Origin of the sequence: Mycobacterium aquaticum (assembly GCF_002086485.1) — a bacterium.
Taxonomy (GTDB): domain Bacteria; phylum Actinomycetota; class Actinomycetes; order Mycobacteriales; family Mycobacteriaceae; genus Mycobacterium; species Mycobacterium aquaticum.
In genome coordinates, this window is the sequence record NZ_MVHF01000002.1 from 267002 (window position 1) to 287503 (window position 20502).

At 63.5% G+C, this 20502-nt stretch carries 16 protein-coding genes; 8 read left to right on the top strand and 8 right to left on the bottom strand.

Going from position 1 to position 20502, the window contains the following annotated elements:
* Window positions 1–19 precede the first annotated feature (19 nt).
* From BST13_RS03105 to BST13_RS03115, 3 genes are read right to left on the bottom strand one after another with little or no spacing between them, the layout of a single operon-like run.
* Window positions 20–688, bottom strand: coding sequence for a methionine ABC transporter permease (locus BST13_RS03105; RefSeq protein WP_083160499.1), 669 nt, complete (start codon window positions 686–688; stop codon window positions 20–22).
* A complete protein-coding gene (locus tag BST13_RS03110) occupies window positions 681–1508 on the bottom strand; it encodes a methionine ABC transporter ATP-binding protein (RefSeq protein ID WP_083160501.1) in 828 nt (275 codons plus the stop codon). The genes BST13_RS03105 and BST13_RS03110 overlap by 8 nt, the downstream gene beginning before the upstream one ends.
* Window positions 1505–2887 carry an LLM class flavin-dependent oxidoreductase gene (locus tag BST13_RS03115; RefSeq protein ID WP_083160503.1) on the bottom strand — a complete coding sequence of 461 codons (1383 nt, stop codon included), beginning with the start codon at window positions 2885–2887 and terminating at the stop codon, window positions 1505–1507. The genes BST13_RS03110 and BST13_RS03115 overlap by 4 nt, the downstream gene beginning before the upstream one ends.
* A gap of 385 nt (window positions 2888–3272) precedes the next feature.
* Between BST13_RS03115 and BST13_RS03120 the strand changes: the two genes are divergently transcribed.
* From BST13_RS03120 to BST13_RS03135, 4 genes are read left to right on the top strand one after another with little or no spacing between them, the layout of a single operon-like run.
* On the top strand, window positions 3273–4280 hold the full coding sequence (locus tag BST13_RS03120) for a methionine ABC transporter ATP-binding protein (protein WP_083160505.1): 1008 nt from the start codon (window positions 3273–3275) through the stop codon (window positions 4278–4280).
* Window positions 4277–5005 carry a methionine ABC transporter permease gene (locus BST13_RS03125; RefSeq protein WP_083160507.1) on the top strand — a complete coding sequence of 243 codons (729 nt, stop codon included), beginning with the start codon at window positions 4277–4279 and terminating at the stop codon, window positions 5003–5005. The genes BST13_RS03120 and BST13_RS03125 overlap by 4 nt, the downstream gene beginning before the upstream one ends.
* Entirely contained in the window at window positions 5002–5916 is a 915-nt protein-coding gene (locus BST13_RS03130) for a MetQ/NlpA family ABC transporter substrate-binding protein (RefSeq protein WP_083160509.1), read from the top strand. Before BST13_RS03125 ends, BST13_RS03130 begins: the two co-directional genes overlap by 4 nt.
* Complete coding sequence (locus tag BST13_RS03135; RefSeq protein WP_083160510.1) at window positions 5917–7272, top strand: LLM class flavin-dependent oxidoreductase; 1356 nt, start codon at window positions 5917–5919, stop codon at window positions 7270–7272. It begins immediately after the preceding gene.
* 16 nt (window positions 7273–7288) lie between these two features.
* Here BST13_RS03135 and BST13_RS03140 read toward each other — a convergent pair whose 3' ends face one another.
* The 3 genes from BST13_RS03140 to BST13_RS03150 are packed head-to-tail and all read right to left on the bottom strand — an operon-like array spanning window position 7289 to window position 11236.
* On the bottom strand, window positions 7289–8314 hold the full coding sequence (locus BST13_RS03140; RefSeq protein WP_245839295.1) for an ABC transporter permease: 1026 nt from the start codon (window positions 8312–8314) through the stop codon (window positions 7289–7291).
* A gap of 4 nt (window positions 8315–8318) precedes the next feature.
* On the bottom strand, window positions 8319–9890 hold the full coding sequence (locus BST13_RS03145) for a sugar ABC transporter ATP-binding protein (RefSeq protein WP_083160514.1): 1572 nt from the start codon (window positions 9888–9890) through the stop codon (window positions 8319–8321).
* A complete protein-coding gene (locus tag BST13_RS03150) occupies window positions 9887–11236 on the bottom strand; it encodes a sugar ABC transporter substrate-binding protein (RefSeq protein WP_083160516.1) in 1350 nt (449 codons plus the stop codon). The genes BST13_RS03145 and BST13_RS03150 overlap by 4 nt, the downstream gene beginning before the upstream one ends.
* 139 nt (window positions 11237–11375) lie before the next feature.
* On the opposite strand from BST13_RS03150, the gene BST13_RS03155 reads away from it, so the two are divergent.
* From BST13_RS03155 to BST13_RS03165, 3 genes are all read left to right on the top strand, one after another.
* The gene (locus tag BST13_RS03155; RefSeq protein ID WP_083160518.1) at window positions 11376–12767 is read left to right on the top strand and encodes an LLM class flavin-dependent oxidoreductase; all 1392 of its coding nucleotides are present in this window, start codon (window positions 11376–11378) and stop codon (window positions 12765–12767) included.
* A 404-nt stretch (window positions 12768–13171) separates the two neighbouring features.
* Entirely contained in the window at window positions 13172–14650 is a 1479-nt protein-coding gene (locus tag BST13_RS03160; RefSeq protein WP_083160520.1) for an APC family permease, read from the top strand.
* A 270-nt stretch (window positions 14651–14920) separates the two neighbouring features.
* Window positions 14921–16903, top strand: coding sequence for an APC family permease (locus BST13_RS03165; RefSeq protein ID WP_083160522.1), 1983 nt, complete (start codon window positions 14921–14923; stop codon window positions 16901–16903).
* 399 nt (window positions 16904–17302) lie between these two features.
* Here the strand turns inward: BST13_RS03165 and BST13_RS03170 are convergent, their stop codons facing one another.
* Window positions 17303–17776, bottom strand: a complete 474-nt coding sequence (locus BST13_RS03170) for a universal stress protein (RefSeq protein WP_083160524.1) — start codon at window positions 17774–17776, stop codon at window positions 17303–17305.
* Window positions 17773–19260 (bottom strand): APC family permease, encoded by a 1488-nt coding sequence (locus BST13_RS03175; RefSeq protein WP_083160526.1) that lies wholly within the window; start codon window positions 19258–19260, stop codon window positions 17773–17775. Before BST13_RS03175 ends, BST13_RS03170 begins: the two co-directional genes overlap by 4 nt.
* A gap of 739 nt (window positions 19261–19999) precedes the next feature.
* Here BST13_RS03175 and BST13_RS03180 point away from each other — a divergent pair.
* On the top strand, window positions 20000–20485 hold the full coding sequence (locus BST13_RS03180) for an HNH endonuclease (protein ID WP_083160528.1): 486 nt from the start codon (window positions 20000–20002) through the stop codon (window positions 20483–20485).
* Window positions 20486–20502 lie beyond the last annotated feature (17 nt).

Genomic DNA, 20502 nt, shown 5'->3' on the forward strand with positions numbered 1-20502 from the left:
GAATGGGAACGGGGTGGGTTCAACGTTTGCGTTTGTCCGTATGGCGGACGAAGTAGTTTCCGGCCATCTGGATCACCTGCACCCACAGGACGATCACCAGCACGGTCGCAGCCATGATGGCGGGCTCGTAGCGGTAGTAGCCGAACGTGATGGCGAAATTACCCAGACCGCCACCACCCACCAGCCCCGCAACGGTCGTGGCCGACAGATAGATGACGCTGAGAATGGTGAACGCATTGATCAATCCTGGCCGTGCCTCGACCAACAGGATGTGACGGATCAGCTGTAACCGGCTGGCGCCGAAGGCTTGTCCTGCCTCGACCACTCCCCGACGAACATCCAGCAGCGCCTGCTCGACCAGCCGAGCGAACTCGGGAATCGCGCTGATCGACAGGGGCACCACGACCGCCGTGGTCCCGATCGCGGTGCCGACCACAAAACGCGTCAACGGGATCACCGAGATGAGCAGGATCAAGAAGGGGAAGGAGCGGACGAAGTTCACCACTGCGTCGAGCACGAGATAAAGCGATCGATTGGGCGCCAGGGAGTCCGGACGCACCATGTACAGCCAGATGCCGAGCGCTCCACCGAAGATGAATGCCACGACCAGGGTCAGCACCAACATGTACGCGGTTTGGGCGGTCGCGATGCCGATCTCGGGTAGTACGCCGTGCACTTTCTCAAGCATCGGCGACCTCCCACCCCCGCGACGGCCGGTCAGCCTGACCGAACAGATATCGCGAAATGGAGGTTTCCGGTCTGATCGGGGCGCCCAAGCTGAAGTTCTCGACGATCACCCCGCGCTCCATCACCGAGATCCGGTCGCACACAGCGTTGATGACGTGCACCTCGTGTGTGACGACGACGATGGTAATACCGCGTTCGGAGTTGATGCCACGCAACAGCTGGAGGATTTCGTCGGTGGTGCGCGGGTCCAGTGCGGAGGTTGCCTCATCACACAGCAGCACCTCGGGTTCGGTGACGAGAGCCCGCGCGATACCAACGCGTTGTTTCTGTCCTCCGCTCAGCCGCTCCGGGTACCCGAAGGCCTTGTCCTCGAGTCCCACAGCCGCAAGCGATGCCAGCGCCTTCTCACGCCTGGCCGCGCGGCCGGCTTTCGCCAACCTCAACGGCAATTCGACGTTTTCCACGACGGTCTTGTTCGCCAGCAGGTTGAATTCCTGGAAGATCATGCCGATGGCGCGGCGCCGGGCGCGTAGAGCTCGCTCGGACAACGTCGTCAGGTCCTCACCATTGACTACGACGGCACCCGACTCAGGTCGTTCGAGCATGTTGATGGTCCGCAGCAGGGTGGACTTGCCGGCGCCACTGAACCCTGCGATGCCGTGCACACAACCACGAGTGATGTCGAGATACACGTTGTCGAGGGCAGTGAACCGGCCACCGTCATGGTTGCGGTACGTCTTGGTCACCCCGGTCAAGCGCACGAGCGGCTCGCGGACATCCCGTAGTGGCGAGACGGGAGGTGACTGAATCTCAGATGTCATGCTCGGGCCGTCGCGCGGGCACCGATCCGGTAGGCCGACGCAGGATGATCATCACGGATTGCAGGAGAAGCGGTTTCGCTGAGCTTCTCGCGCAATGTGCCTGGAAGATAGTTGTTGGGCAGCCGACCGCGGCGGCGTAGCTCGGGTACCACGAATTCGATGAAATCCTCGAATGAACCGGGGCTCACCACATGCGCCAGATTGAAACCATCGAGGTCGGCTTCTTCTGCCAGCGCTTCGAGTTGATCGGCCACGCGGTGCGGGCCACCGATGATCGTCGGGTGCAAGCCTCCGAGCGCCATGGTGTCCACGATGTCGCGCAGGGTCTGTCCGCGTCCGGAAGCCAGCGTCGACTGTGATGCGTTCGTCTCGGTGCGTTGGACGACTTCATCGAGATCGTGACCGGACCAGTCGTGTCCGGTGAACGCTGAAAACAGCGCCAATGCCCCCTCCGTACTCGAATAGCCAACGTAATCAGCATGCTTGGACTGCGCAGTGGCGTCGTCGGGACCGGTGATGACGGTCACGGATGTGATGAACTTGATGGCCTCGGGGTCGCGGCCCGCTGCGGCGGCGCGCCGTTTGATCTGGGTGACGCTGCGTCCGATCTCGCGAGCGTCGCGCCCTCCGAGGAAGACCAATTCGGCGTTTCGTGCTGCGAACTCTTGGCCCCGAGCCGATGCGCCGGCCTGAAAGATCACCGGGGTCCGCTGTGGTGTCGGTTCGCACAGATGAGGGCCCACCACGTCGTAGTACTTTCCGTGATGGTCGATCCGGTGCACTTTCGCGGGGTCGGTGTAGACGCCGGCGGCGCGATCACGCAGCACGGCTTCGTCTTCCCACGACCCTTCCCAGAGCTTGTACGTGACGTCGAGGAACTCCTGAGCGCGGTCATAGCGCTCATCGTGGTCGAACTGTTCCGACAGCCCCAGATTGCGTGCGGCGCTGTCGATCATCGACGTGACGACGTTCCAGGCGATCCGACCGTCGGTCAGTTGGTCCAGGGTCGAGAATGTTCGTGCCAGCAGGTAGGGCTGTGCGTATGACGTCGACACCGTCACACCGAAACCCAGATGACGCGTTGCCGCTGCCATCGCCGAAACCGCCAGCAGAGGATCGCTGACCGGCATCTGCGTGGCATTGCGCAACGCCGCATCGGTCTTGCCCTGGTACACCTCGATGGGGCCGAGGACGTCGGCGATGAAGAGCGCGTCGAATCCGCCTGATTCCAGCAATTGCGCCAGATCGGTCCAGTACTTCAGCGAACGATAACGGTATGCGTGATCGTCAGGGTGTCGCCACAAGCCGGGCGAGATATGCCCGACCGCCGACATGGTGAAACCATTGAGGATCAGGCGTTTTCGACGCGCGGAAGGCATGTCATCTCGTTTCGCTTCGGTAAGGAGTTGGCCCAGTTGATGGGCGCAGGCGCTCTGAGTGGTCACCGCGCCGGGGATGCCGGCTGGGCGGCATGCTGAGCCGTCATGACGCGACGGCGCAGAGCGACCAGATTGGTCTGTAGTGTGCCTCAACTGAATCCGCTGCGTCAGTGATCGAATCCGACAGATTCTTATGGACTTCGCGCGCATTGATGACGAAATGCTTCTCGGCGGACGCCTACCGGCTGCGCTGCCGTGCTTTCGGCGGACATCGACCGAGACATGATCCCGTCACGTTGATCGGAACGCTGGGCAGCCCATCGTGCTTCTGTCAATCTCCGTGGTGTCTCGGGTTATTTGGGCGTCAAAGGGAGTGTGCCCACAGATGATCGAACTGGCCGAATTGTCCAAGGTTTACGGCCACGGAGTCCAGCAAACGGTGGTCCTGGATCGGATCAACTTCCGGGTCGACGCCGGAGAGATCTTTGCGGTGATCGGACCCAGCGGAGCTGGAAAGAGCACCCTCGCGCAGTGCATCAATCTGCTGACCCCGCCGACCTCCGGGTCGGTTGTCGTCAACGGGGAGAACCTGACCCAGTTGTCCAGCCGCGAATTGCGTGTCGCACGCCGCAGGATCGGGACGGTATTCCAGTCGGCCGGCCTTCTCGAACGACGCACTGCCGCGGAGAACGTTGCGATGCCGTTGGAGTATCTAGGCGTCACCGCCGCGGAGACCAGGACGCGGGTCAATGAGCTACTCGACCGTGTCGGGCTGGCCGAACGTGCGCAGCATTACCCGTTCCAGCTTTCCGGTGGACAGCGGCAACGTGTAGGTATCGCTCGGGCGCTGGCGCTGCGGCCGTCGGTGTTGCTCTCTGATGAGGCCACTGCCGGGCTGGATCCGATCACCACGGACTCCGTCCTCGGACTGTTGCGTGAACTGCGCGATGACTTCAAGTTGTCCATCGTCTTCATCACTCACGAAATGGATGCAGTTCTCAAGGTCGCCGACTCGGTGGCCCGGCTCGACCGCGGGAGCATCGTCGAATCCGGGCGGCTGATCGATCTTCTGACCGACGCCGGGTCGACGCTGGGCGCCGAATTGCGGCCACACCGGGTCGACGCTGAACCGACTGCAGGACAAGGGGTATGGCAGGTGATCTATGAGGCGCCGGACGTGCCGGCGGACTGGATCGGCCGGGCTTCGGCCGATCTCGGTGTCGCACTGTCGGTTCTGGGCGCCTCGGTGCAGGTGGTCGGTGGCGTCAGCGTCGGAAGTGCCACCATCGCGGTACCCGCCGACCTGACGCCCAGGGTCACCGGGGTGCTGAGCGCATACGGGCTGTCGGCTGTGCCACGCGATCGGAGCGCCCCACTGGAGGGCGTGGCATGACCGAGTCCGTTCTCGCCAGCATGAAGGTTCCGCTGGGCGACCTTCCTGGGCTGTTACTACCTGCTCTGATCGATACGGTGATCATGGTCGGCATCGTGATGGCGATCGTCGTCGCTGTCGGTGTGCCCTTCGGGGCGCTGCTGCACAATCTCGCACCAGGCGGGCTGTACGAAAACCCGGCGCTGCACACGCCACTGGCCTGGATCGTCAACATCGGCAGGTCATTGCCGTTCCTGATCTTGATGGCGTCCATCGTCCCGTTCACCCGGCTCATCACGGGGACGAATATCGGTATAGCGGCGGCCGTGGTGCCGATGTCGTTGGCGGGCACCGCCTTTTTCACCCGGATCGTCGAGAACTCTCTGCGTTCGGTACCGCAGTACGTCGTCGACGTCGCGCGCGCCTCGGGCGGGTCTCGGTTGCAGATCATCCGGACGGCCCAACTGCATGAGGCGGTTCCGTCGATCCTCGGGGGGCTGACCATCACCATCATCGGGATGATTGACTACTCCGCCATCGCGGGCACCATCGGCGCCGGTGGAATCGGTTATGTGGCAGTCACATACGGATATCAACGATTCGACCAGCTGGTCATGGTGGCCACCATCGTCATCCTCATCATCGTCGTGGCCATCGTTCAGCTGGTCGGCGACGCGCTCGTCCGATACACCACATCGCACCGACGGGCACGGGCCCACGTCAGAACCGCAGGAGCCGCATCATGACCACTACACCGACTCCCGCGCATCCGGCGGAGGACCACGGTTTCACCATCGCCAAGCGTCGCAAGTGGCCGTACGCATTGATCGCAGTGGTCGTCATCATTGGGGTTGCGGCATACGTGTTGGTCAGCCGCGGTGGCGCAGCGACGTCGGCGAATGAGACGGCGGGAGCGACGCTTCAGGTCGTCTACCTCGATTCCAATCCCGCTGAGCAACGGATTATCGACTACATCGGCAACAATATCGCTGCCGACTACGGCATCAAGGTGGCAGGGGTCGGGCTCGGCGACAGCACCCAGATCAACAGCGCGATCAGCGATGGACGTTTCGCCGGGACGATCTTCCAGCATCGCCACTGGTTGCAGCAGGTGCTGGACGCAAATCCGGGTTTCCGCGAGCAGGCCGCCACCGGGCCGTTCTTCCACTGGGTTTTCGGAATATGGTCGGACAAATACCGGACACCGCAGGAGATTCCCAACGGCGCCAGAGTGTCGCTGCTGGCTGATCCCGCCAACAACGCCCAAGGAATCTGGTACCTCGCTCAGGCCGGACTGGTCACGCTGCGACCCGGTGCGGATACCACCGCACTGACCGTACGAGACATCGCGTCCAATCCGCGCAACCTGCAGTTCGAGCTGCTCGACTTCGGCGCCCAGCCGCGGGCACTTCGGGATCTGGACGCCATCGTCGGATACGCGGAATCCTTTCTGGCAGCGGGGGTTCCCGAGGAAAAACTGATCTTTGCGCCCAAGTCTCCCGACGAGTTCGCCTCCGTGCTGACCGTGGGCAGCGACTACATCAACACGGCGAACATCCAGAACCTGATCAAGGCTTTCAACGATCCGCGGGTGCAAACCTTCATCGCAACCGATCCCGATGTCAAGAAGCTCGCCCTGCCAGGAGAACACAGTTAGATGAGCACACGCGAACTGCACCTGGGTGTCAACGTCCTCTCCGACGGTATGCACCCCGCAGCATGGCAATACCCCGAGTCAGACCCGAACTGGTTCAGCGATCCCGCGTTCTGGATCCAGGTAGCCAGGACGGCCGAGCGCGGCACCCTCGATGCGTTGTTCCTGGCAGACAGCCCTTCGCTGTTTCAGCCGCCGGGAGAGCCGTTGGTGGCTCCGCCGCTCGCCCTTGACCCGATCGTGCTGTTGTCGACGTTGGCGTCGGCCACGACCCATCTCGGGCTGATCGGAACGGTCTCGACATCGTTCGAAGAGCCGTACAACATCGCGCGGCGGTTCGCGTCGCTGGACCACCTCAGCCGCGGGCGCGCTGCCTGGAACGTGGTGACCAGCAGCGATCCGTACGCGTGGGGCAACTTCGGGCACGGCGACGAGGTGGCAGAGCAGCCCACCCGGGCCCAAAGATACCGGCGCGCCGCCGAATTCATCGACGTGGTGCGCGCGCTCTGGGACTCCTGGGACGACGACGCTGTGCTCGGTGACAAGATAAGAGGCGCCTTCAGCAGAGTCGGGTCGATCAACACGATCGACCACCGCGGCGAGTTCTTCAACGTCACCGGTCCGCTGACACTCCCGCGATCCCCGCAGGGCCACCCTGTGCTGTTCCAGGCGGGCGGTTCCCCTGGCGGGCTCGACCTCGCAGGGAGATACGCCGACGGCGTCTTCGCCGCGCAGGCATCGTTGGCCGACGCTCTGCGCAATGCTGACGAACTACGTTCCCGCACAGTCGCTTACGGTCGGCCCAGGGACGCCATTCGGATCATGCCGGGATTGTCGTTCGTCCTGGGCAGCACCGAAGAAGAGGCCTGGCGGCGCAATACCGAGCTCAACGAACTGGCGGGGGAGCGCAGGCTGGCGTTTCTGGCCGCACAGCTCAGCGTCGACCCGGCCGAACTCGACTGGGACAGTCCATTGCCGAAATGGCTGCTCGACGGCGCCGAAACGATCGGTGGCTCCCAGGGAGCTCGGGACATCGTCGTCAATCTCGCGCGTCGGGAGCAGCTCACCGTTCGGCAGCTGCTGGATCGCGTGATCACTTGGCACCGTTTGGTGATCGGTTCACCGGAGCAGATCGCCGACGCGATCGAGGAGTGGTTCCGCGCAGGGGCGGTCGATGGTTTCAACCTGATGCCCGATGTGTTCCCGTCCGGCCTGGAGCTGTTCGTGGACCACGTGATCCCGATCCTGCGGGCGCGCGGGCTGTTCCGACACGAATACCGGCACAGCACCCTGCGCGGTCATCTCGACCTGGAGCGAGTGCCGGATCGCCGCTCTCGGGTCACTGCGCAAGCCGGTTGACCCGGCTCCGATCGCGCTACTTCACGATGAGTTTGCGTTGTGAAGCCATGGTGAACACTGCGGCGACGATGATCACCAAGCCCTTGATGATGGTCTGGGTGTAATCCGCGGCGCCGATCTGATTGAGGCCGTTGGACAACACCGTGAGGATCAGCACCCCGAGTACGGTGCGGCCAACCCCGCCGACCCCGCCCGACAGCGCGGTTCCGCCGATGACAATCGCGGCCACCGAGTCGAGCAAGATCGTCGACCCCAACGTCGGCCCGGCCGCTCCCAGTTGAGCGGTCAGCAGTAGACCAGCCAATCCCGCGGTGATACCGGAGACCAGCAACACGAGAACCTTCACCCTCCGGGTGCGTACGCCGGCCAACTCCACCACACGCTCGTTACCGCCGATCGCGTAGACGTACAACCCAAAACGGGTGCGGCGGGCGAAGAACCAGACGATACCGAGGGCCACCAATGCGATCAGGGCCGCGTTCTGGATGTTCGGGATCAACTGTCCGATCGCCAGATTCCGGATCGCCTGATCGGTGAAGTTGATGGTGCTGCCCTGCAGAACGGTCAGGCCGATCCCGGCGAACAGTGACAGCGTGCCCAGGGTGGCGATGAACGACGGAACCCGGCCGTAGGCGAAGACCACCCCGTTGAGCACACCGATCGCCGCTCCCACTGCAATCGCGATGAACAGCACCACAATCGGATTGCCGGTCCCGTTGTTGATCAACCAGGCCACGACGGCGCCGGTGAGCAGGGCGATCGAGCCGACGGACAGGTCGACACTGCCTGCCACGATCACCAACGTGGCGCCCAGCGACGCGAGCAGCAGGATTCCGGCCTGACCGCTGATCAAGGTCAGGTTCGCGGCGGTGAGGAAGGCCTCCGCGCGTACCGAAAAGAACAGTACGAGCGCCAAGAGTGCGGCCAGCGGCAACACATCGCGTACCAGATTGATCCCGCTCGACAGGCGTCGTGGTGTAGTGCCCGCAGCGGCCGGCGTGGACTCGGAAACTGGTACAGGTGTGGACAGTTCGGCGGTCATGTGGTCATCCAATGGTGGTAGGGAGGGCGGTGGTACCCGGCAGCATCAGCGCAACCAGGTCGTGTTCGTCAGGCTTGTTGTCCGCGGGTGCATGCACGGTGGTCACCAGGCGCCCGTCGGTGATGACCGCGACCCGATTGGACAGGCCGATCAGTTCCGGTAGGTCGTCGCTGACCAGGATGATCGACGTGCCGGTGGCGGCAACCCTGCGCAGCAGATCGTAAATACCCTCGCGCGCACCGGTATCCACACCTTGGGTCGGTTCGTCCAAGACCAGCACATCCGGCTCGCGCAACAACCATTTCGCGATGAGCACCTTTTGGGCATTCCCTCCGGACAGCGATGACACCGGCGCGTCGAGACTGTCGGCAACGATGCCCAGTTCGTCGACATAACGCTGGGCCAGCTTTCTGGCCCGTCCTACCGCCCACAGTCCTACTCGGCGAGTGGCCAACCGGTCGTGCAAGGAGGCCAACTGGATGTTGTCGACGATCGACGACGAGGTGATCAGACCTTTCACAGATCGGTCCGGTGGCACGTAGGCGATCCCGGCCTGCACGTGAGCCGCGATTCCGCCACGGACTTCCTTGCCGTTGAGGAGAACTCGCCCGGTGGTGGCGGGTACCACGCCGGCAATGATCTCGCCCAACACGCGCTTGCCGGAACCCTCGGTGCCGGCCAGGCCGACGATCTCGCCGGGCGCCACCTCAAGCGTCGCATCACGCAGCACTCCGGCCCCGGATACCGATTCGACGACCAGCCGCGCCTGCTGCTGCGGTTCGATCGACCGCTGGGTGTGTTCGCGGTAGTAGTTCTCGGCGCGGACCCTGCCGACCATCAGCCGGTGCAGCTCGTTCTCGTCGACGCCTGCGGTGGGTCGGTCGGCCACTGACTCGCCGTCTTTGAATACCGTGACCCGATCGGTGGATTCGATGATCTCCGGCAACCGGTGGGAGACGAAGACCACGGCCGCGACCCCACGCAACCGCTCGAGCAGTCGCAGGAAGTTGTCCTCATGTTCGGAATCCAGCGCGGTGGTCGGCTCATCGAAGAGCACCACCGGCCGCTGCACGTCAAGCAGTTCGGCGAGCGCGGTGACCCTGGCGATGTCGAGACTCTGTTTCTGACCCGGGCTGAGCCGGCCGGTCGGTGCGGATACATCGACGCCGTCCACCTCTGCCCGTGACAATGCCTCGGACGCCGCCTTTCGCAGCGCACGTCGGTCCAATCCGCCGCTGCGGGTGCGGAAGAGGTGCTCCCAGCCGAAGAACACGTTCTCGTAGACGGCGAGCGAATCGATAAGGTTCGGGTCCTGAAATACTCGGAAGATCCCGAGCCGATTGGCTTCCTGGTAGGTCTTGGGGGCAATCTCCTTGCCGTCGAGCCACAGCGACCCCGCGTCATGGGCCAACACTCCGGACACAATGTTGAGGATGGTGCTCTTCCCGGCGCCGTTCTCGCCGATCAGGCCCACCACCTCGCCGTCCCCGACGGTGAGGTCGACACCTTTGAGGGCTCGGTGGGCACCGAACGTCTTGACGATTCCGTGCGCCTCGAGTCGTATTTGCGTTGTCATGGCGTATCTTTCAGACGGTAGGGCGACGGTGCCAGTACTGGCGTGCGGTAGTGCGCCTTGTAGAGCGCCCGGATCCGGTCGAAATCACCGTTGCGTCTGGCTTGCAGGTAGGGCTCCGGATACTGGAAGTCTTTGGGCTTGGGCACGCCTGGCCAGATGGACTCGAGGTCCTCAACCGGATAGGCGTCGAACTGCAGGTCGAAGTCTGCGGGGTGTTCGGTGCGTGACAACAGCTTCACGTCGAACGACTGGGCGATGGGCCCGTCGACGTAGCGGGACTTGAAGGCGTGTACGTTCTCGGCGGTGATGATCTCGGCGTGCCAGCCGTAGAAGCGTTCGGCGGGTTCGGGTTTCCAGCCACGCAACCGGTCATGAAACTGGGCGAGGGTGAAGAACGACGGATAGGCGGGCACGTTGCCCGTCGTGGCCAGTTGCTTGCCTGTGACGATTCGGTCGATGCCCGCGGTGGAGCCGTTGGCGCCCACAACGAAGATATCCTTGCCCGGCACCTTGCCTGCCGCTTCGATGCCGGCGACGACGCCCGTGGCCGCGTCGTCGTTGACGGCCACGATGCCGACGGTGTCGGGGTAGCGGGCCAACAGCGTTGCGGCCGCGCGCTGCGAGAGGTCGGCGTCGTATTTGGCATGCAGTTCGCCGGCGAAGCGAATCTTCGGGTATTTCTTGAGAGTGTCGTAGACCGCGAGACGACGCTGGACTTCGCAGCCGTCGATCGACGGGTAGTAGCCACCGACGCGCACGATGGTGCCCTGTTCGCCGATCTTGCGGGCAAGCACGTCAACGGCCTTGCCGACCGCGATGTACTCGTCGGGCATCAGGAACGTGTTGTATTTGTCCCCGTCGGCGTCGCTGTGCCATGGCGTGTACCAGGCCGGCGAGTTCCACGCCGCTTGGAACAGCACACCCCCGTCATTGGCGTCATGGGCCAGGGTGGGCAAGGCGCCAGGGTCGTTGAGCCCGACGAAGATGGCCGTGGTCTTCTGGGTCAGCAGCTGGTTGAACTGATTGGACTGCACGGCCGCGTCCATTTTGCCGTCGAGAACTACGCTCTTGTAGCCGAGCTGACTGGCCGCATCTTGAAAGGCCTTGGCCCACTGCACCTGATAGTCACCGGTGGCCGACCAGTTCAGCAGGGCGAACTGGCCGTCGGTGTAGGCGACCGCGTCTCCTCGTGCCGCATCACGACGGCCGACCGCGGTCAGCGCCCCTGCCGCGGTCAGTGCGGCCGCGCTGCCCGCCAGCAGTTTGACGAACTGTCGCCGGCCCAATCCGTAGGTGTCCAGGCGGTCCAGAACCGAGTCGATGGCGCGTCGCTCATCGGAAGTCATCGGGCAGAAGGTAGCCGGCGCCACGGCTCCGGCCGATGGTCTTGCTCATCGTGAGCGCCATGGGGAGGGCCGCTGGAAATGCGACGCATCGTGATCGAAATGGTTGCACCATGCCGCATTTCATCGCCAGATTCGGTGAATGTCGACCTCGCCCACACCACCTCTGCATTTCTCCGCCTTCGTCATGAATACCACTTCGCATATCCTGCAGGGGTTATGGCGACAGCCCGGTGCGGGCCAGACCGACTTCAATTCGTTGGAGCATTGGGTGCATCTGGCCAAGGTCCTCGAACGGGGCCGGTTCGACTTCATATTCTTCGCCGATGTCGTGGGGCTCTACGGTGACTACGGCGGCTCCTATGAGAAGTACGTGCAGGGCGGACTGCAGATCCCGAGTAACGATCCGAGCGTCATCGCGTCGGCCATCGCCTACAACACCACCGACCTCGGAATCGCCCTCACCAGCTCGGTGATCCAGGAACACCCGTTCAACTTCGCCCGCAAAATTTCGACCCTCGATCACGCGTCCCACGGACGCATCGCCTGGAACATCGTCACCAGCGCCTTGGCCAACGCCGCCCGCAACTTCGGCTATGACGGACTGGAGGAGCACGATGAGCGCTACCGGTGGGCCGACGAATACGTCGACGTCACCTACAAGCTGTGGGAGGGATCCTGGGACGACGGCGCGCTGTTGCAGGACCGCGTCCGCGGACTGCATGGCGACTTCAGCAAGATCCACAAGATCCATCACGCCGGCAAGCGATACCGGGTAGAGGGTCCACACCTGGTGGCACCCTCGCCGCAACGAACACCGGTCCTGTTCCAAGCCGGATCATCCTTGGCCGGGCGTGATTTCGCTGCCCGCAACGCCGAAGCGCAGTTCATCATCAGTCCCGGGCCGGACGCGGCGCGTGACCTGATCGACGACACGCGGCGCCGGGTGGTTGCCGCGGGGCGCAAGCCCGGTGACCTGAAGTTCTTTCAGGGTCTGCATTTCGTGATAGGCAGCACCGAGGAGGAGGCGCGCCGAAAAGAACTCGACCTCGACGAAGCAATCGACCTCGACGGCATGGTCGCCCATCTGTCCGGAGCCGTCGGCGTCGACTTCGGCGGCCACGACCTGGACACCCCTCTCGGCGACATCGCCGATACCGACGGCACCCGCAGCATCGTGCAATGGGTACAGGAATCGGTGTCCGGCCGGCCGGCCACCGTGCGAGACCTCGGACTGTTGCAGGGACGCAATTCTCGGGTCGTCGGAACCCCGGAGAGCATTGCTGATCAGCTGCAGCGGTGGCGTGATGCCGGGGTGGACGGGATCAACGTGGTCAATGCCACCATTCCCGGCAGCTACGAGGAGTTCGTCGATCACGTCATCCCGGTGCTGCAACGCCGGGGCCTTGCGCAGCGCGAATACGCACCGGGAACCGTGCGCGCCAAACTGTTCGGCACCGACCTCATCAATGATCGTCATCCGGCGGCGCGTTACCGCGGAGCATTCCGTCCGGTGGTAGCGGCCCAGCAGTAGCCGCAGTCACGAGTCATTCGGAGTGCCGACGACCGGTCGCGAGCGGTCGCCGATATTTCGGAGTCTTCGGGTGGCAGGCGAGAGGCTTTGTCGCCCGGACGGAGTGATGGGGCGGATCGAACTCCGTCGACGAGAATATCTACAGGCATATTGACGCCGCGTTGAATGATTTGTGAGGCGAGGATGGAGGTTGTTGCGGCGTAAGGTTTTTGCCTTGTCAAAATTCGTCGGTGGGTGGCCTGATTGATGAGCGGGCGGCGGCGTTCTGGCTGCTGCGATGTACAGGTTTTTCACAACATTAAATTCTGTTTCTTGGCGCGAAACAGGCGTACTGTGCTCCGCATCACACCGCTGAGGTGCGTTCGTCCGCTGCACGTTGCAGCGCCCGCGAAGGGACTCCCGGTATGACGTCGTCGAACCCCGTTGGCCCCGAGCCCAAACTGCACAAAGGCACCAACTGGTGGGGTGCCTTCGTCATCGGTTTGGCCGGCCCCATCCTCGTCACCGGCATCGACCCGCCGGCCGTGCAAGCCCTCGGCGCCGCGGCGGTGCCGATGCTGGCCATCGCCACCGGCATCGGGGTGCTGTTGTGTCTGTTCGCCGCCGAACTCGCCGCCGTCATGCCGCACCGCACCGGCGGGCTGCCCTCCTACACCACCGAATCCTTCGAACTGGTCCACCCCGCCACCGCCACCCACCTCGGCGGCCTCTCCGCGTGGGCCTATTGGCTGGGCTGGTTTCCCGTCGCCCCCATCAACATGATCTTGGCCTCGGCCTACATAACGCAGCTGTTTTCCATCCCCACCGGCCCGTCGTTTCTGCCGTTCGGCGGACTGGGTAGCCCCATCACGCTGTCGGTGCTGATCATCTCGATCGTCGCCATCGCGATCATGTATGTCCCTGCCTACTTCGGCATCAAACTGGGCGCCGAATTCGCCACGGTCCTCGGCATCGTTTCCATGGCTCCGCTGACCCTGCTCATCCTGCTGCCGCTGTTCCGTCCGAGCTCCATGACGCTGAGTAATCTCGCGGGTTTCCATTTCGCCTCCGGCGTCACCGGTAGCCCGACCCTGATCTTGGCGTGGATGTTCGTCATGACCTGGTCGGTGCTGGCCATGGAGGCCGCCGCCTGCTACCTCGGTGAATGCCGTAACCCCGCCCGTGACGCCAAGATCGCCATGACCATCGAAGGGATCTACGGCTTTTTCATCTTCGTCATGATGGCAGTCGTACTCGTCCTGGTCCTCGGTGTCGCCAAGGACGCCGACCCGCTCACCATCTTCTCCGCGTTGATCACCAAAGTCACCGGCACCACCGGCGGCTGGGTGGAATGGGCCCTTGGCCTACCCCTTATCGTGGCCCTGCTGCTCTCGGTGCTCAACGCGATCATGGGCTGCGCCCGCTCGCTGTATCAAGCCTCCGAGGACGGCATGCTCCCGCGCTGGTTCGGCCGCCTCAACACTCACGGCGTGCCCGCCCGCGCCATGGCGTTCAACGTCGTGTGCTCGGTGATCGTCCTACTCTTCGGCAGCCCGCTGCGGATCTACATCTTCTCCAACATGGGCTACCTCTTCTCTTGCGGCCTGGTCTTTTTCGCCTACTTCGCCCACCGCCACACCCGCCCCGACATCCACCGCCCCGTCCGACTCCCGGGCTTCATGCGCTGGGTCGCCCTGGCCATCGGAGTCTTCTGCACCGTGCTGTGGCTCTTCGGCGGCTGGAACAGCCCATCGATCGTCATCGGCACTCCCAGCCACACCCTGTTCTTCGTCGGCGTTCTCGTCCTGGGCGCCTACGTCCCCCTGCACATGTGGCGTCGTATCACCGACCGCCGCATCCAAGCCACGCCCGCCCCCGTCGAACCCGAACCTGAACCCGCATAAGCCTGGCATTGGCCCGCCGCGTCCGACACCGCAGCGGAATCAGGTCTAACAGAAAACGAAACCCCCTCGGTCGGTAGCCACGACCGACCACCATGATCGGGCCTCTGGCGACCATGACACGCCAGGTGGGGGGCCCAGGAAAGACAGCGGAACTCCCAGTACCGGATGGACTGTCCTGCACGACGCCATCTCATCTGGGGTTCCGCTGTCGCCCTGACCGAACCATGCCCATGTGCCCTACTAGCCAACCGCCGTTCGTGGAGGAACACGATGACCCAGACCGGCCATCCCGATGTTGTAATCGCCGCTCCGGCGCCGAGCAGGCCCAAGCGTTCAGCGAGCCCGTTCGTTCGTTGGCTGATGCGTGCACAGGTCACGTCGATCACCGGGCCGGAGGTGTCCGAGGAGCACCACGAGGAGAACGCCTGGTGGAAGGTGATGTGCCTGACGGGCGTGGATTACTTTTCCAGTCTTGGGTATACGCCGGGAATCGCCGCATTGGCCGCCGGTGCGATCTCGCCGCTGGCCACACTGTTGATCGTGTTCCTGACCCTGCTGGGCATGTTGCCGATGTACCGCAGGGTGGCCCAGGAAAGTCCCCACGGGCAGGGATCGGTGGCGATGCTGGAACGGCTGTTGCCGTTCTGGCGCGGAAAGCTGCTCGTGCTGGTGCTTTTGGGGTTCGTGGTGACCTCATGGATCATCACCATCACCCTGTCGGCAGCTGATGCCAGCGCGCACCTGATCGAGAACCCGTTCACGCCAAAGGCTTTCGACGGACACCCGGTCGTCATCACGGTAATCTTGTTGCTCATCCTGGGCGGGGTGTTCCTGGCCGGCTTCAGCGAAGCAGTCATCGTCGCGGTGCCGCTGGTGGTGGCTTACCTCGGCCTGAATCTGGTTGTGGTGATCGCCGGGGTTCTCGCCTGTATCGGCCAACCTTTCCGCGTGCACGACTGGTTCACAGCGATGCTGTCCACTGGCGGCGCGGGAAACGCCCTCATGACAGCGTTCATCGCGTTTCCGCTGCTGGTGCTCGGCCTGTCGGGGTTCGAGACCGGGGTGAGCATGATGCCGCTGATCAAGGCTGACGGCCGAACCGAGGAGGAACGGCGGAAGAGCCGAATTGCCCGCACCCGAAAGCTTCTCGGCACCGCGGCGTTCATCATGAGTGCCTACCTGCTCGCGACCAGCTTCATCACCACCGTGCTGATCCCCGCCCCGGAGTTCGCCGCAGGCGGGCAGGCGAACGGGCGCGCACTGGCATACCTTGCTCACGGCCTGCTCGGCAATGGCTTCGGCACCGCATACGACATCAGCACAATCCTGATCCTGTGGTTCGCCGGCGCGTCAGCCATGGCCGGCCTGATCAACATCGTGCCGCGCTACCTGCCTTCATACGGCATGGCTCCCGAATGGGGCCGCGCAGTACGCCCGGTGGTGCTGCTCAACACCGCCATCGCCATCGCGATCACCATTTGGTTCGGGGCGGACGTCGACTCTCAGGCGGGCGCTTACGCCACAGGCATCCTGGTCATGATGATGTCCGGGGCATTCGCGGTGACCCTGGCCATGCACCGATATCACCGCACCGGCGCCACGATCGGCTTCTCCATCGTCACCGCGCTACTGGCATACGCCGTGGTGGTGAACATCATCGACAAGCCGGACGGCATCGTCATCTCCATGCTGTTCATCGTCGCGATGGTGGTGGTTTCTCTGGCCTCTCGGATCAGTCGCAGCACCGAACTGCGCCACGAACGCATCGAGTTCGATGAGCTGGCGCTGCGCTTCATCGCCGACGGAATTACCGCGGGCGCATTGCATTTCATCGCCCACCGGTATCGCTGTGACGAGACCGCCGAAGAGCTGGAAGAAAAAGAACACCAGCAGCGGCTGCTCAACCCGATCCCGCCGGACGCGCATGTCATCGTCGTCGAGGTTGAGGTGATCGACCCCTCAGAGTTCTCATCCACTCTGACCGTCCACGGGATTGACACCGCCGGACACCATCTCTTGAGGCTGGAGAGCTCTGCAGCGCCGAACGCCTTGGCCGCGTTGATGTTGCGCGTGCGCGACGACACTGGCCTGCTGCCTCACCTGCATTTCCAATGGACCGAAGGCAACCCGTTGGCCCACTTGGCTCGGTTCGTCCTGCTCGGTCAAGGCGAGACCGCACCCGTTACCCGCGAAGTACTTCGCCAGGCCGAACCCGATGTGCAACGTCGACCGATCGTGCACGTCGGCGGGTAACCCGTCAGGCGAGGATACGGTTGCACATCGTGCTGCCGCATCCGCTGGGGAAGGGCTCGCGACACCACCACCCGACCGACGAGATCGCGCAGCTGCGGCTCGTTCCCGGTGCTGGCATAGCACTGCAGCCACAACTCCACAGCTCTGCTGAGCCTGGTGGAAACTGTTGATGTACAGCATATTTGACGTGGTGTGCTGGCCTGTAGCTGATTCGAAAGGGATTGTGCTGTGTGCTCGCCTTCAATCCCGCTCACGACAAACTTCCCGTCGTCTTCGACCACTGGTAGGCCCGAGCCTTTAGACAACAAGAGTGCCGCATCACCAAAATGGCGATGCGGCACGCTCATTGAGACTTCGATTGTGGATCTGGCCACGGTGCAGGAGCCGACAGCTAGTGCATCAGGGTCGGGGTATCGATTCGACGGTCACGCGAGGTTCTAGTCGGCGTGCGAGCTGGCGACGCAAGTCGCCCTCCAGGAACCGCCGAAGCGGACTGGAGGTCGACGTTTCCATCAGGACCCGCGTTGCGCCACGTAGGCGAACAATTCGTGTGATCGCACGGTCGGCGTGGCGGGTGACGACGATCTGACCGTCCACGTCGACACCCGCGCGACGCAGCCGGTCCACGGCCTTGGTGACCCCGGTGTTGGCTGCGGCCGATTCTCGCGCAGTGGGCATGAGTCCAGGGTTGGGCATCCCGAGCGAATAACCGTGGATCTTGAGCGGCACCACGACTGTCGCGGTGCCGCCTGCGGCGCGAGCGGCTTTGAACAGTGCGTCGGACGCCGGGGCGTCGGGCCGTAGAACGACGACGACATCGCGGGGTGAGGTGGGTTGCTGGTCGCCGCGGCGGCGTTTGAAGCGCGTGTTCATACGGGTTCCGGTTCGGGTTCGGGTGCGGGCTCAACGAGGATGGGTGTCGGTTGCAGACGGCGGTCGGTGATGCGTCGCCAGAGGTGCAGGGGGACGTAGGCGGCGAGGATCAAGACGCCGACGAAGAACAGGGTGTGGCTCGTGGTGCCGACGACGATCGATGGGCTGTTCCAGCCGCCGAAGAGCCACAGCACCAGGACGAACAATCCGATGGCGAGGGAGACCCAGCGCATGAAGCCCGGCAGTCGCACGGGGCGGTGCACCGATGGACGTGTCTGGCGGTGGGCGAAGTAGGCGAAGAACACGAGACCGGCGGAGAACAGGTAGCCCATGTTGGAGAAGATGTAGATCCGCAGTGGGCTGCCGAACAGCAGGACCAGGAACGAACAGACCACGTTGAATGCCATCGCTCGTGCCGGTACGCCGTGGGTGTTGAGGCGGCCGAACCAGCGGGGCAGCATGCCGTCCTCGGAGGCTTGATACAGCGAACGGGCGCAGCCCATGATCGCGTTGAGTACCGAGAGCAGCAGGGCCACGATGAGGGGCAATCCCAATGCCCATTCCACCCAGCCGCCGGTGGTGCCGGTGACGCCGGTAATCAGTGCGGAGAAGATGGTGAGCGGGTCGGCGTCTTTGGCGACTCCCAGCACCGCAACCAGCGCGACAGCCATGAATACGAAGATGAAGAACCCGTAGATGCCTTCCATGGTCATGGCGATCTTGGCGTCGCGTGCGGGGTTGCGGCATTCGCCGAGGTAGCAGGCGGCGGCTTCCATGGCCAGCACCGACCAGGTCATGACGAACATCCACGCCAGGATCATCGTGGGGCTACCGGTGACGCCGGGGGCGAAATGGAAGCCGGCGAGGTTGCTCAGGTGTATCGAGCTCGGGTGGAACAGCGGCAGCAGGATGAGCAGGGTCAGTGGTGCCATGGACACGATGCCCAAGATGGTGGCGAATTCGGCGCCCAGTTTGATGCCGAAGTAGGCAGGCACGTACATGATCGCGATGGCCACGATCGAGATGATCAGGACCGCCAAGGAAATCGGGCTACCCAAACCGCCGAACGGCAGAAATGACGGACCCTGCGGTATGGAAAACAGCTGGGTGATGTAGGCCGAGGCCAGGATCATGTTGATGGGGGCGACGGGGAACCAGCCCAGCCAATAGGCCCACGCGGAGAGGCCGCCGAGGTGGGTGGCGGTGGCGGGGTGGACCAGTTCGAAGGATTCGGTGGTGTAGGAGGGCAGTCCGCCGGTGCGGTGCGGCATGACGGCGGCGAGTTCGGCGGCGAACAGACACAACAGCACCCCTATCGCTGTCGTGACAGCCAGGAGGGGTATCGCGGCGGCCCCTAAGGCCTGGACAGCTGGGGGGTCGATGCCGGTGACGAGGATGGGGCCGGCCAAACCGATGACGAAGGCACCCCACCAGTTGGTGCCTTTGTGCAATTTCGGTTCTTGGCCTACGGGGGTCGACGTCATGTCGCGTCCCTTCGCGGGGCTGCGGCGTGCAGCGGACGAACGCACCTCACGGTGTGATGCAGAGCACAGTACCCATGTTTCGCAGTAAGAAACAGAATTTAATGTTGTGAAAAACCTGTACGTCGGAGCTGCCCAGAACGCCGCCTGACCCAGGTTGAGACCGGCCGTCGTCGGCGAACCTTGACAACGCAAAAGGCGTTACGTCACAACAGCGTCCGCATCGGATCGCTGCGGGCATTCATCGGCGGACCGGCCGGGGTGAAAAAGGTGGCTGAGGTATTGCGCCCCGCTGCTACCGTTGATCGCATGTTTATGGCGCGCAGCGACTATATGCCGGCCGGGATGCACCGCGCATCTACGGCGGCTTTGTCATGCGTGGAAACGGTCGGCGCTCATGCCGGCATCTGGAGGGGCGAAATCCCGCGCAGTGGCGAAGGCCAGTCCAGGCGCCTCCGGGAATCTCATAAATCTCTCACGCTGGCCGTTTGTCCCGCTAGGAACGTCGCCCGACATTCCTAGCTTTCGTTGTCCTCAATTGCGTTGCGGTGCAGCACTTCTCGAGCGGAATATCGGTTTACAAGCACTGCTCTACGTAGCATCATCAGAACCGCGCTGCCCGGTGAACGACGATCTGCACGCGGCGCGGAACTCGAAACATGCTGTGCAGTAATGACTTCTGCCGAGATCCTGAGCGACCAACATAAGTCCGCGACGATAACCAGAAAGGAGGCACGCGGCCATGCCGATTCAGACACCCAACCTGACGGTCGAGGTCTACAACGCCGACTACCGCGTGCTGTCCCGAATACCGTGGCAGGACGCCATCCAGCTGATTCTGCGCGACGCCGTGTACGTCATCGATCGGCACAGCCCTGCCGTTCACATCCACGGCCCCTCGCTGGTGATCGAGCTGCCCATGTCGGTCGCACTGCGCGAATACGTGCACATTCCCTACCGGCACAACGAACGTGCAACTCGCGAAGGCATCCTGCGCCGCGACCGCAGCACCTGTGTGTACTGCTCTGGAAGCGCTCAGACTGTCGATCACGTGCTGCCCAGAAGTCGCGGCGGATCCGACTCTTGGCTGAATTTGGTGGCAGCGTGCCAGGCATGCAACGGCCGCAAGGGTGACCGCACCCCGCAGGAAGCCGGCATGCGGATGATGCGCGAACCGTTCGAACCGCGGCAGCGTGACAGGTTCGCGCGAGCGTCGCTACCGGTGTGACGCTCGCACCCGAGCGG

Coding starts and splice junctions, on each gene's coding strand:
- BST13_RS03110 (WP_083160501.1), bottom strand. CDS start 1,508: ATGACATCTGAGATTCAGTCACCTCCCGTCTCGCCACTACGGGATGTC.
- BST13_RS03160 (WP_083160520.1), top strand. CDS start 13,172: ATGACGTCGTCGAACCCCGTTGGCCCCGAGCCCAAACTGCACAAAGGC.
- BST13_RS03125 (WP_083160507.1), top strand. CDS start 4,277: ATGACCGAGTCCGTTCTCGCCAGCATGAAGGTTCCGCTGGGCGACCTT.
- BST13_RS03105 (WP_083160499.1), bottom strand. CDS start 688: ATGCTTGAGAAAGTGCACGGCGTACTACCCGAGATCGGCATCGCGACC.
- BST13_RS03150 (WP_083160516.1), bottom strand. CDS start 11,236: ATGACTTCCGATGAGCGACGCGCCATCGACTCGGTTCTGGACCGCCTG.
- BST13_RS03175 (WP_083160526.1), bottom strand. CDS start 19,260: ATGACGTCGACCCCCGTAGGCCAAGAACCGAAATTGCACAAAGGCACC.
- BST13_RS03115 (WP_083160503.1), bottom strand. CDS start 2,887: ATGCCTTCCGCGCGTCGAAAACGCCTGATCCTCAATGGTTTCACCATG.
- BST13_RS03130 (WP_083160509.1), top strand. CDS start 5,002: ATGACCACTACACCGACTCCCGCGCATCCGGCGGAGGACCACGGTTTC.
- BST13_RS03120 (WP_083160505.1), top strand. CDS start 3,273: ATGATCGAACTGGCCGAATTGTCCAAGGTTTACGGCCACGGAGTCCAG.
- BST13_RS03135 (WP_083160510.1), top strand. CDS start 5,917: ATGAGCACACGCGAACTGCACCTGGGTGTCAACGTCCTCTCCGACGGT.
- BST13_RS03165 (WP_083160522.1), top strand. CDS start 14,921: ATGACCCAGACCGGCCATCCCGATGTTGTAATCGCCGCTCCGGCGCCG.
- BST13_RS03145 (WP_083160514.1), bottom strand. CDS start 9,890: ATGACAACGCAAATACGACTCGAGGCGCACGGAATCGTCAAGACGTTC.
- BST13_RS03140 (WP_245839295.1), bottom strand. CDS start 8,314: ATGACCGCCGAACTGTCCACACCTGTACCAGTTTCCGAGTCCACGCCG.
- BST13_RS03170 (WP_083160524.1), bottom strand. CDS start 17,776: ATGAACACGCGCTTCAAACGCCGCCGCGGCGACCAGCAACCCACCTCA.
- BST13_RS03180 (WP_083160528.1), top strand. CDS start 20,000: ATGCCGATTCAGACACCCAACCTGACGGTCGAGGTCTACAACGCCGAC.
- BST13_RS03155 (WP_083160518.1), top strand. CDS start 11,376: ATGTCGACCTCGCCCACACCACCTCTGCATTTCTCCGCCTTCGTCATG.